Source organism: Streptomyces sp. NPDC020884, from assembly GCF_044333935.1.
Taxonomy (GTDB): Bacteria; Actinomycetota; Actinomycetes; order Streptomycetales; family Streptomycetaceae; genus Streptomyces.
Genome location: NZ_JBIRRY010000014.1, coordinates 1 through 11,442 on the forward strand (window position 1 = coordinate 1; position 11,442 = coordinate 11,442).

Annotated in this window: 14 protein-coding genes; all 14 read right to left on the reverse strand. The window is 68.3% G+C overall.

The genetic code is table 11. From position 1 onward, the window contains the following. Positions 1-521 (reverse strand): AMP-binding protein (locus tag ACH4UK_RS34225; protein WP_398362746.1); only part of this gene is annotated, 521 nt, incomplete at its 3' end. Positions 522-728: 207 nt separating this feature from the next. Beyond that, on the reverse strand, positions 729-1,445 hold the full coding sequence (locus ACH4UK_RS34230) for a 2-hydroxychromene-2-carboxylate isomerase (protein ID WP_398362748.1): 717 nt from the start codon (positions 1,443-1,445) through the stop codon (positions 729-731). Between the two features lie 29 nt (positions 1,446-1,474). Beyond that, a complete protein-coding gene (fabG, locus tag ACH4UK_RS34235) occupies positions 1,475-2,221 on the reverse strand; it encodes a 3-oxoacyl-[acyl-carrier-protein] reductase (protein ID WP_398363011.1) in 747 nt (248 codons plus the stop codon). 24 nt (positions 2,222-2,245) lie between these two features. Beyond that, a complete protein-coding gene (locus tag ACH4UK_RS34240; RefSeq protein WP_398362750.1) occupies positions 2,246-2,752 on the reverse strand; it encodes a 3-hydroxyacyl-ACP dehydratase FabZ family protein in 507 nt (168 codons plus the stop codon). After that, positions 2,749-3,153: a 3-hydroxyacyl-ACP dehydratase FabZ family protein gene (locus ACH4UK_RS34245; RefSeq protein ID WP_398362751.1), complete on the reverse strand. Its 405-nt coding sequence runs from the start codon at positions 3,151-3,153 to the stop codon at positions 2,749-2,751. The genes ACH4UK_RS34240 and ACH4UK_RS34245 overlap by 4 nt, the downstream gene beginning before the upstream one ends. Next, a complete protein-coding gene (locus ACH4UK_RS34250) occupies positions 3,150-3,425 on the reverse strand; it encodes an acyl carrier protein (RefSeq protein WP_398362753.1) in 276 nt (91 codons plus the stop codon). Before ACH4UK_RS34250 ends, ACH4UK_RS34245 begins: the two co-directional genes overlap by 4 nt. Positions 3,426-3,482: 57 nt before the next feature. Continuing rightward, positions 3,483-4,577 (reverse strand): beta-ketoacyl synthase N-terminal-like domain-containing protein, encoded by a 1,095-nt coding sequence (locus tag ACH4UK_RS34255; protein ID WP_398362755.1) that lies wholly within the window; start codon positions 4,575-4,577, stop codon positions 3,483-3,485. An 82-nt stretch (positions 4,578-4,659) separates the two neighbouring features. Further along, positions 4,660-5,661: a hypothetical protein gene (locus tag ACH4UK_RS34260; RefSeq protein ID WP_398362757.1), complete on the reverse strand. Its 1,002-nt coding sequence runs from the start codon at positions 5,659-5,661 to the stop codon at positions 4,660-4,662. Positions 5,662-5,680: 19 nt separating this feature from the next. Beyond that, positions 5,681-6,541, reverse strand: a complete 861-nt coding sequence (locus tag ACH4UK_RS34265; protein ID WP_398363013.1) for an alpha/beta fold hydrolase — start codon at positions 6,539-6,541, stop codon at positions 5,681-5,683. Between the two features lie 5 nt (positions 6,542-6,546). Continuing rightward, positions 6,547-7,500 carry a beta-ketoacyl synthase N-terminal-like domain-containing protein gene (locus tag ACH4UK_RS34270; protein WP_398362759.1) on the reverse strand — a complete coding sequence of 318 codons (954 nt, stop codon included), beginning with the start codon at positions 7,498-7,500 and terminating at the stop codon, positions 6,547-6,549. Beyond that, positions 7,497-8,639, reverse strand: a complete 1,143-nt coding sequence (locus tag ACH4UK_RS34275) for a beta-ketoacyl synthase N-terminal-like domain-containing protein (protein ID WP_398362761.1) — start codon at positions 8,637-8,639, stop codon at positions 7,497-7,499. Before ACH4UK_RS34275 ends, ACH4UK_RS34270 begins: the two co-directional genes overlap by 4 nt. Continuing rightward, on the reverse strand, positions 8,636-9,892 hold the full coding sequence (locus ACH4UK_RS34280; RefSeq protein ID WP_398362763.1) for a beta-ketoacyl-[acyl-carrier-protein] synthase family protein: 1,257 nt from the start codon (positions 9,890-9,892) through the stop codon (positions 8,636-8,638). Before ACH4UK_RS34280 ends, ACH4UK_RS34275 begins: the two co-directional genes overlap by 4 nt. A 39-nt stretch (positions 9,893-9,931) precedes the next feature. Beyond that, on the reverse strand, positions 9,932-10,183 hold the full coding sequence (locus ACH4UK_RS34285) for an acyl carrier protein (protein WP_398362764.1): 252 nt from the start codon (positions 10,181-10,183) through the stop codon (positions 9,932-9,934). 294 nt (positions 10,184-10,477) lie between these two features. Continuing rightward, positions 10,478-11,248 (reverse strand): thioesterase II family protein, encoded by a 771-nt coding sequence (locus ACH4UK_RS34290; RefSeq protein ID WP_398362766.1) that lies wholly within the window; start codon positions 11,246-11,248, stop codon positions 10,478-10,480. Between the last annotated feature and the right edge of the window lie 194 nt (positions 11,249-11,442).

An 11,442-nucleotide genomic window follows, 5' to 3' on the forward strand; every position in this document is an offset into this window, starting at 1 on the left:
AACCCATCGGTCGCCGAGAACAACCGCACCACATTCCCCTGCGGAACCACCACACCCTTGGGCCGCCCCGTCGAACCCGACGTATAAATCACATACGCGGCGCTCTGCTCGGTCAGCGGCCCCAGCCGCTCCTGGGGGAGGACGTCCGATGCCGAGAATCCGCTCACGTCCTCGGCCAGGGCCGCGTCGTCCAGCACATAGGCGGGAGCCGAATCCTCCAGCAGATAGGCGATCCGCTCCTCGGGATATCCCGGGTCCACCGGCACATAGGCCGCGCCGGCCTTCAGCACCGCGAGGATCGCCACCAGAAGACGCTCGGAGCGAGGCAGCGAAACGGCCACGAACTGCTCAGGTCCGACGCCACGCTGGATGAGCATCCGCGCCAGCCGGTTGGAGCGGGCGTTCAGTTCGGCGTAGGAGATCGAGACATCGCCGAACGTGACGGCGATGTGCTGCGGAACCCTCGCGACCTGTGCCTCGAACAGCTCCGGCAGGGTGATCGGTTGAACCTGATCGGACATGACTGAGCACCTCGAATGAGCATGGCGTGGATGGCCTGGCAGAAAGATGACAGACAGGTGAAGGTGATTCCCGGCGACAGGGTGTGACCACGGCCCGTGGGAAGACAAGCGGCCGGGGCGGCGTCATCCCCGAATGAAGGAGAACTTCAGGGATTCCGTCCCGCCCCGACCGTCGCACGCATCAATCCCCGTATGGAGCGGGGTTGTTCAGCCGCAACCGCCTGCGTGCCCAGTATCTCCGCCGGCCTCGGAGAAGAGGGGGAGCTCGTCATGGTCCTGCCAGGACTTCTCCACTTCCTGCGGGGTCGTGCCCCGGAAGGCCGCGACGTACGGGGTGAGACGGTCCGCGCCCCAGAACTTCTCCCGTCCGTGCACGAAGAACGGAACGCCGAACAGCCCGTCCTTGTAGGAGGAGACGAGGCAGTCGAGCCCCTTCTTCCGCATCCCCGGGTCGTCCGACGCATGGGACAGCAGCTCGGGGGGAAGACCCAGTTCGACAGCGATGTCGGCCATCGTCTCGCGCTTGCTGATATCGCGCCCGTCCTGCCAGCGCGCCCGGTAGGCCAGACCGACGAACTCCCTGCCGAGGCCCGCCTCCTGAGCGGCGAGATAGGCCAGGTGCGACACCTCCCAGTTCGGTTCCTTGTCTATCGGCACCGTCATCTTCAGGCCACGGGCCTTGGATATGCGCGACAGGTCCTGCAGAATGTAGAAGTTTTTCGCCCTGGACATCGCGACGATGGGAAGCTCCACGTCGGCCTCGTCCAGCAGCCCCTGGGTGATCTCGTCGGGCTCCCAGAAGGGAATCCACTCAACGCCGTCCGCGACATCCGGGTAGCGTTCCATCAGATCCAGGTAGGCGAACCAGGAGTAGGGGCTGCGCAGCGAGAAATACCAGCGCGGCGGCTTCTTGGGTTTGGGCACGACGGTGCTCCTTCTTTCGCTGTGAGGGGTCAGATGATGATGCCGCCGTCGATCTGGAGGACGGCTCCGGTGACATACGACGAGCGGTCGTCGACCAGGTAGGAGACCAGGTCGGCGACTTCCTCGGCCCGGCCGAGGCGACGCAGCGGGATGGAGTCGATGGCGCGCTTCTTCACCTGGTCGCTCAGGTCCGCCGTCATATCGGTCTCGATGAACCCCGGCGCGACGACATTGGCCCGGATCCCGTACCGTCCCACCTCTTTGGCGAGCGATCGGGAGAAGCCGATGATGCCGGCCTTGGAAGCGGCGTAGTTGGTCTGGGTGGCGTTGCCGTAGACCCCGGCGACGGAGGAGATGTTGACGATGGAGCCGGCCTTGCGCTTCATCATCTCGAAGATCACCGAACGGCAGACGTTGTAGACGCCGTCGAGGTTGGTCTGGATGACCTTGTGCCAGTCGGCGTCCGACATCATCAGCAGCGGGTTGTCGGCGGTGATACCGGCCGACGTCACCGCCGCGTCGATGCCGCCGAGAGCGTTCTCGGTCTCCGCCACGAAGGCTCGGACCGCATCACCGTCGGAGACGTCGGCCCGGAAGGCGAACGTCCTGCTTCCCAGCTCCGCGACCTCCTTCTCCAGGTTCTTGGCCGCCTGCTCGTTGGAGCGGTAGCAGAAGCCGATGTCATAGCCGTCCCGGGCCAGCCTGAGCACGACCTCACGCCCGATTCCCCGGGATCCGCCGCTGACCAGCGCCACCTTGGACTGCTTGCTCTCCACCACTTGTCTTTCCTCCTGGATTCGCTACGGGACTGCGGATGGATCGGCCACGGGGGTCCCGGCCGGCCGCAGTTGTTCCGCGGGCCGGAACGCCATGACCATCCGCGAGAACGTCATCGCGGGCTCACCGTCGACGAGCGTCTCGCCGTCGAAGATCACGGTGTCGGTCAGCGCCCGGTAGAGCCGCACCTGGTGCACCAGGACGTCACCCGGGTAGACGGGGCGCAGGAACTCCACACCCGACATCGCGCCGGCGAGCATGACCTGACCGGCGGCGCCCTCGCCCAACTCCGCGTCGTGCACGGCCAGCAGGCCGGCGGCCTGTCCCCAGGACTCCACCAGCAGGGTCTGCGGGTAGGCGAACTGCTCCGTCCGCGCTCCTTCCGGCAGGTCCCGGTACCACGGTTCGTTGCAGGTGACCGCTTTGAGCGCGGTGAGCCGGTCGCCCGGCACCAGCTCCAGCACCCGGTCCACGAGCAGCATCGGATACCGATGCGGCAGCATGCTCTTGATTCCCGCCGCGTCGATCACGAGGTCTCCTCGGTGCGGTAGCGCAGCTTGACCTTGGCGGACTCCCCGCGCACGGTGGACGCCGTCGCCCGGTACTTCCAACCGCCCTCGCAGGCGATCCAGTCCGCCCGCACGGTCAGGACGTCCCCCGGCATGACCGGTCCGGTGAACCGCGCCGACTCCAGAGCCACGAGCGACAGCGCGGCCCCGGCCACCGGGACCGCCGCGAGCGCCGCCCGGTGTGCGCACTCGACCACGCACACACCGGGAAAGATGGGGAAGTCGGGATAGTGACCGGCGAACACCGGCTCGTCGGGCTCGATGCGGAACCGGACCTCGATGCTCGGATCGGCGCGGTCCCGGTCGATCCGGACGACCTCCGCGTCGGCGCGTACCGGGCTGGCCGCGGCCGATGTCCTCACTGGGCCCGGAGCTTCCCCGTGACCATGTCGTACGCCTCCTGGAGCGAGGTGATCCGACGGAGCTCGGCCTCGGCGAACTTGATGCCGAACCGCTTCTCCAGGACGACGACGACCTCCAGGGCCATCAGCGAGTCCACTTCCAGGTCTTCCATGAAGTTGGCGTCGTCGGAGACATCCGAGACGTCCAGATCGAGGATTTCCGCCACGATCGCCCGGAGTTCGTCCTTGTCCAGGACGGCCTTCTCGGCGGCATCGGACTGAGTGACAGACATGGGTGTTCCTTTCATCCGTGATCGACAAATGCCCGCGCGGCCGGGCCGCAGGGGAGGTCAGAGCATGCGCAGAAGGGCACAGGCGAGCGCACCGTCACGGTCGACGGACGTCACCACCGCGATCCGGCCGCGTGCCCGTTCGTCGTCCTGCGCCGCGGTCAGCGCGGACACCAGCTGGAACGCCGCCGAGGCGGCCGCCGTGTCCCCGATCGAGGCGGGCTGCGGCACCCACCGCACCGCGTGGTCGCCGAACAGGGCGTTCAGGGCCTTGCTCTCCTGCTCCCCCAGCGCCCCGGCCGGGCTCGATGGGGACACCGCCCACACGTCGTCGCCGTCCACACCGGCCCGCCGCAGCGCACGCCGCACCGTGGCCGTCAGAGCATCGGCGGCACCCGCCGGCCCGGCGACGCCGGCCTCGATGGCCAGCACCTCGGCCAGCCCCTCTCCTTCGCCGACGGTCTCCGCGGGCCGCAGGCTCACCACCGCGCACCCCTCGCCCAGCACCACGCCCGACTCGTCCGAGCCCCGGGTGTGCCACTCGAGCCAGGAGCGGGCGGAGGAGTACTCCTCGGCGGCCCCGCACAGCACGGTCCTGGCCCGGCCGGAGGCGAGGAGGCGACGTGCGTAGTTGAGCGCGAGCAGCCCCGAGGAGCGCCCGGCCGCCACCGTGGTGTTCGGCCCCTTCAGGCCGTACCAGATGGCGCACTGGCCCGCCGGGCAGTTCATGATCGCGTTGGGGATGTGCGAGGGGTCGATGTAGAACGGCTTCTCGTGGACCAGCGTGTCCCGGGTGATGTCCATCATGCTCTGTGCGCTGCCGGTGGTGGTCCCCAGGACGAGCGCGACATCGGCTCCGTCGTCGGCGACTCCCTCGGAGTCCGCGATCAGCTCCCGTACGGTCGCCACCGCCATGCCGGTCACCCGGTCCATGGACCGGGTCCCCTTGCGCCCGAGCACGTCCTTGATGACGAACCCGGGTATCAGGCACGCCTTCTCGTCCGGGCCGGTCCAGGTGTCCGAGGCCGGGGACGCCGCCGTGTCCCGGCCTTCCCGCATCCCCTCGACGTACGCATCCTGGCCTATACCGTACGGCGATACCACCGACCATTTCGTGATGACGGGACCACGTGCCACTGGGGCCACACTGCTCACAGCCGAATCACTCCACCGTTTCGAAAGCCAGAGATGAACGCGCGCGTCGACAAGGGTCCGTCGCGCCTGTGTTGCCGAATCGTCAGGAAGTGCTGTCCTGGAGGTTGTTGAACGCCTTCAGAATGCGGTCGTCGAACGTGACCAGTCGGCCCGCGTTGCCGTTCTCGACCACGCCGTAGGCGTGCGTGATGGTGCCCGTCGAGGTCTGCACCAGACGCCCGTCCCGGACCACGTAGGTGTCCAGGCGGGAGGTGTAGAGGAGGTTCTTGAACACGTCCTGGACGGTGTAGACGACATAGAGGTCCTCCTCGAGCAGCGCCTCGTCGAGGAGGGTCACCCGGGAGTGCGTCACCGCGGGGATCCAGTTGTGCTCGTCGAGGAGCTTGCGGATGGAGATGCCCCGGGCGTCCACGAACCGGTGCTTGGCCTCTTCCATCAGACGCAGATAGCCGGACATCTGCAGCCGGTCGAAGAAGTGCACGAACGGGTAGGGGATGCGGAACTTCCAGCCGTACGCGTTCTCCCCGGCCACCAGCTGCTCCAGGACGGCGTCTGTCTCCGCGGAACCGCCCGATATCAGCTCCTCGGCGACGGCCGGCACGGCGGCGCCGGGCTCCGCACCACCGATGCGGGCGGTGACGAACTGGTCCAGGCCGTCCGGCGCGGGCAGCCGGCGGGTCATCCGTACGTCGTTCTCGTCGTACCGCAGGACGGCCTTCACCTTGGAGGTGACGGCCTTCTTCGGCTCGCCGTCGCGCTCGACGGTGATGACGACCTTGAACGACAGCTCGGAAGCCCCGTCCGCGGTCTTCGGAATGACTTCGATCGACGCCTCGTCGTCCACCACCAGGGCCGTCTGGAGCCTGGAGTCGATGTCGGTGATGTCGAAACCGAGCCCGTTCTCCTCGTACAGCCGCCCGACCGGCAGGCCGCTGCGGCGGAAGTGCTCGATGACGGCCTTCTCGACCAGGTAGTTGACGTGCTTGAAGCCGATGATGGTGCCGATGTTGGCACCTTCGTATCCGGGGGTGAGGACGACCGTGGTCGACTCGTTCAGCAGGTTCTTCACAGAGGTTTCCGACATCACGCGCTCCTATTGCTGTTCATATGCCGATTCCGGCGCCGAGGCCCCGCACCGGGATCTTTTCGAGAAATTCGTCGACCAGGGTCGAGAAGAGCTCCGAATGCTCGGCCATCGGGTAGTGGCCGCAATCGGGTATCAGTCGCAGTTCGGCTTCGTGCAGGTCGGCGGCGAGGTACTCGCTCTCCGTCGCGGTGAAGTCCTGGGCGCCCGCGACGACGAGACAGGGCACATCGATCTTCTCGGTGTTCAGCCACGGCGTACCGAGGTAGAACTCGAAGAACCGCTGGCATCCGTACGCGCCGACCCGCTCGCACATGCGGTCCGCCATGTAGCGGAGCGTGGCCGGGGGGATGCGCCGCTCGGAATGGGTGCGGATCCCCTCCTCCATGATCTGGAGGAAGACACGCTGCGTCTGCGACACGGAATCCCAGGTGAAATCGTCGGGAGAGCGCCGGTAGAACGGCGAGACCAGAACGATGCCCTTGATCCCGTGCTGCCGGAGCGGGTCCCGCCCCGCGGCCGTCTCCCGGCTCAGGTGGTCGAGCAGCCGGTTGGCCGAGAAGGAGTGCGCTATCACCAGGTCGGGGCCGCCCGGCACCTGGTCGAGGCAGGCGGCGATCCAGTCGGAGCGCTCGGCCGCCCGCCCCCACGGGAGCACATGGTCCCCCCGCCACGGCAGGTCGGCCGCCCAGGTCTCGAGGCCTTCCGGGAGCTGGGGCCACAGTCCGTTCCAGACCGTGGAACTGCTCGCCAGCCCGTGCAGGAGCAGAGCCTTGCGAGTCGCCTCCCCGCCGGACGAGCGTCGCATCAGCTTGAGGGGAACGGGAGAAGCGGCGGACGCCTCGTCGGCGGATTCCGCAGATCCGTTGTCCGCGACCATCTCGTTCACCGGACCTGTCTGGGCTCGAGCATCGACACTCCCGCGCACGCGTCGTCGCCGTTTCGTCCGGCGAGGGCGTAGACCGGTCCCGTGCCGCCGGCCGCGAACCAGCCCACCGCGCCCACGCACTGGGCGACGCCCAGGACGGACGAGCTCTCGCCCCAGACTCCGGCCAGGTCGTGGTGCTCGGTGTCCGGCCGGAGAACGGCCGACCCCAGACCCTCGCCGCCGCCGGGGCCGAACCACGCCGCGGGCGCCGTCCGCGCCGGGCCGGCGAGCCGCTCCAGGCTCTCCGTCACGCCGCCGGTCCGGACGCTCGACGTCACCACCGCACGGGCGACGGCACCGCGGCCGGCTGCCGCGTCAGCGCTTTCGAGCACCACCGCGGCGGCGCCGTCCACGACCCGGGACGCGCCGGTGAGCCGGCGGACCATCTCGTTGTCCGGCTCCACACCCAGCACCAGGGCCCGGTCGGCCCGGCCCGCGGCGATGAGGGCCGCGGCCCAGCGGACCGCGTCCAGCCCGGAGGTCGGACCGTTGCACATCATCAGGTTGGGACCGCGCAGCCCGTACTTGATCGCCAGTGTCGAGGCGATCACGTTGCTGGAGGCGTTGGGCGTGTCCATCGGACTGATGCCGCCGGTGGCTCCGTCCTCGGCGATGATGTCGACGACCTTGCAGACCGTGTCCACGTTCCCGAAGTTGGAGGCGACCAGGACCGCGACCGTCTCGCCGGGCACGGTGAGACCGGTCCCGTCCAGCAGTCCGGCGTCCCGCAGCGCCTCGTCCGCACAGCACAGCGCCAGTTGGGTCGCCCGGTCCTTGTAGCGCAACCCCTTCTTGCCGATGCGCGCGGCCGGGTCGACCGGGGGCGCGTCGGCCGGAATGATCCCGATCAGGTCCTTCGGGGCCGTGACCCCGGGCAGAGCCAGGCCGACACCGCTCACGACGGCATTCATCTCGCACCCTCCAGTACGGCCACGGCGTTGATGCCGCCGAAGCCGAAGGCATCGACCTGTGTCAAGGTCACGTTCGAGTCCACCGCCCCATCGCTGACCAGCCGGAACCCCGCGGCCTCCGGGGCGACTTCGTCCAGCCCGGTGATCGGGGGCACCCGGTTGTCGCGCATCGCGCGCAGGGCCACCACGACGTTCAGCACACCGGAGCCGCCCGAGGTGTGCCCGGTCATCGACTTGACCCCCGTCATCAGGGGCTTGGCGACATGCTCTCCGTACACCTCGGCGAGCGCGGTGGCCTCGGCGGCGTCGTTGAGGGGGGTGCCCGTGCCGTGCACCATGACCAGTTCCACGTCCTCGGGCTTCACCCCCGCCCGGGAGTGGGCGTCCCTGATCGCCAGGGCGATGCCCTCGGGATCGGGTGCGGTGGCGTGGAACGCGTCGCAGTTGACTCCGACGCCCCGGACCCAGCCGCGCACGGCGTTGTCGCCGGGACCGGGCTCACGGCGGAGCACGATCGCCGCGGCGCCCTCCCCCATGACCGTGCCCTTCCGGTTCAGGGCGAACGGCTGGAGCTTCTCCGGAGGGTCGAGTTGAAGCCGGTCCGAGAGCCCGAACATGCTCTCGGTGACGACGTCGACCCCCGCCACCACCACGGTGTCGACGTCCTGGAACTCGAGCAGGTCGACCCCCAGGGCCAGGGAGTAGAGCGAGGCCGAGCAGGCGTTGGAGATGGTGGTCGTGTCATCGGCTCCGAAGCGTTCGCGCAGCGCGGTGCCGAAGTGCATGCGCGTCGCGTCGAAGTCCTGCTGCTCGCGCCACCACAGCTCCAGCGAGCGCAGTTCCCGCAGCCCGGTGCCGATGAGCACCGGTATCCCGCGAAGGTCCTCGGGAAGTCCCGCGTCCCGCAGCGCCTGCCCGATCGCGTCGATCAGCAGGTCGGAGGCCCGGCCGGTGACGTCGACACCCGGCGCCGGCCGGTTGTCGACCTCGTACAGCCGGTCGGCGTTGTACCAGTCGCGGTTGAACCCCCGCAGCTCGCTGACGCCGCTGACGCCCTGGCAGAGGTTCCGGAACACCTCGTCGGTGTTCCGGCCGACACTGGCGACAGCCCCCATGCCGGTGACCGGCCATCGGCTCATCGCTGGCCCTCGCCCTCGTACTTGCCGAGGATCACGATGGCGTTGTTGCCGCCGAAGGCCAGGCCGTTGTTCTGCACGACCCTCAGGTCGGCCTCGACGGCCTCGTTGGGCACGCAGTCGACCTCGCACTCCGGATCGGTCGCGTTGTGGTTGATCGTCGGCGGGATGAAGCGGTGGACGATCGCGAGGGAGCAGGCGATGGCGGCCAGGGCGCTCGCGGCGCCCATGGTGTGGCCGAGCATCGACTTGATCGAGATCGTGCGCGGGGTGGATTCCCCGTACACCTCCCGGATCGCACGGGCCTCGGTCACGTCGTTCGCCTTGGTGCCGGTGCCGTGGGCCGAGATCAGATCGACCTCTTCCGGCTTGATCCCGGCGTTCTCCAGGGCCAGTTCCATGCACCGGCCCACGCTCGCCTGGTTCGGCGCCACCTGGTGGTAGGCGTCGCAGTTGAGCCCGTAGCCGAGGACCTCCGCGTAGATGCGGGCGCCGCGGGCCAGGGCCGACTCGAGGCTCTCCAGCACCAGTACGCCGGCGCCCTCGCCGGTGAGGATGCCCTTGCGGTCGGCGTCGAAGGGCTGGCAGAGCTCCGGTGCGATGGTGCCCAGCCGGTAGAAGCCGGCGAAGGTCTTGCGGCACATGGCGTCCGCGCCACCGCACAGGGCGAAGTCGACCTCGCCGGTGCGGACGGCGTCGAAGCCGTAGCCGATCGCGTAGTTGCCCGCGGCGCAGGCGGTCGGGATCGTCACCGCCTCGACGTCCGTCAGCTCGAACTCGTGGGCGATGGCGGCGGAGAGCCGGCCGGCCCGCACCCGGCGCGCGATGGTGGAGTCCATCTGCTCCGGACCGTGCTTGATCTGGCTCTCCACCAGGTTGTCCAGATCGAAGGACTCCCCGTCGGTGGTGCCGATCGAGATGAGTCCGCGCTGCTGACGCAGGACCTCCACATCGAGGTCCGCGTCCTCGATGGCCATACGAGCCGCTGCCACCGAGAACTGGCTGGCGCGGCCGAGCTCGTCCACGTCCAGGTTGCGAATCCACTTCTCAGGTTCGAAGTCGACGATTTCGCAACCGTTGGCGTGAGCAAACCCCTTGGTGTCGAAGGCGGTGATCGGCTTCGCTCCGCTCCGTCCGGAACGAAGCCCCTCGGCGAACTCGGTGGCGCCCACTCCGATGCTGGAGAAAACGCCGAATCCGGTAAGAACCACCCGGTGCGCCGTGGTAGTAGAACCGTCACGTACGAGAGTCGTCATCGAAACCCCAACCAGTCTCGGCTTGAACAGCGGAATGAACTACCAGCCGGCGGACTCGGCGACGACCTCGTTGACACCCTTGAGGTTGACCATGCGAGCCAGCTCGGACTGGTCGATGACGACCTTGAACTCCTTTTCCAGGGAGGCCAGGATCTCGATCGCACGCAGCGAGTCGGCGTCGTGGTCCTCACGGAAGAGGCTCGTCTCGGTGACTTCGTCCTCCTCGAGCTCGAGGATCTCGCAGACGATTTCCCGGATCTTCGCCGCGTGCTCAACAGTGGGAGTAGCCATGATGATGGAACCTCTCGATGCATGCTAAGGAGGGCAATTGATGTGATGTCCGAGCCTGTGGGGCATCGGAGTGGGCCCGGCGGGTAGCACCGCAAAAGGGGAGTGGGAGAAGAGCGTCCGCTCCGGCCTTCTTCTCGGGCCAGGTCGGCTCGCATTCCCGCGAGCCGCTCTTGATGAACACTAGAACCGAATTGTCACCCAGACAAGGTCCGCAGGGTGGCACGAGATGGCCGAATTCCTGTCGTTTCCGCAGGTGACAGCGGTGACGGCACGCCGGGGCCGGTGCGCAGAACGTCAGGAAGATGCCAACCATGAACCGTTGAGCCGCCGGGAGATGTCCCTCTGAAGGGACTGCTGCTCGGCGACCAGATAGAAATGTCCACCGGGCATCATCCGAAGATCGAACTCGTGGCCGGCCACTTCCGACCAAAGCCTCATATCCCTTTCACTCACACCGGGATCCTGGTCGCCCGCATAGGCGACGACGGGGCAGCGCAGCGGAAGGGGTTCGGATGCCCGGTATGTGCCGGCGATCTCGAAGTCGGCACGGAGCGCCGGCAGCACCATCTCCCGCACGGCGGGATCGTCGGGCAGGGCCATGTCGGCGCCGCCGAGCCGTTCCACCTCCTCGAACACCGACGCGTCGGAGCCCAGGTGGAGGGTCTTGGGAGTGGTCCGGTGCGGAGCCTCGCGGGACGAGACGAAGAGTCCCGTCAACCGGGCGTTCGGGTGGCGCTCCAGACGCAGCGCCACCTCGTACGCGAGCGAGGCGCCCATGCTGTGGCCGAACAGGGCGACGGGGTGATCGAGCAGCGGGATCAGCGCCCCGGCCACCGCGTCGGCCAGTTCCGTCATATCGGTGAGGCAGGGCTCGGCGATCCGCTCCTGCCGCCCGGGATAGCGGGCGGCCAGCACCTCCACGCCATCGCCGACCGCCCCGCCCCAGCCGTGGAAGAAGGTCGCGGCCCCGCCGGCGTGCGGCAGACACACCAGCTGGAGGCGGGTCTCCCCCGCGGGCCGATGGCGTCGGAACCAGCTGGTCCCGGCGATGCTCGTCGTGGTCATGGCCACTCCTCCTTGCTGAACCACGCGGGCGGGGCGAAGTCCCGTCTCTCCTTCCGGGCACGCCTCCGCACCGTGGTCTGCGGGGGCGTGCCCGGGGAGGCACCGGTGGGGAGACGGGGGATGACTACCTCCACCGGAGTTCATGGCCACCCCTGTCGACGGAGAGGGGCGCGGCACGGAAACTCGGCGTCCAG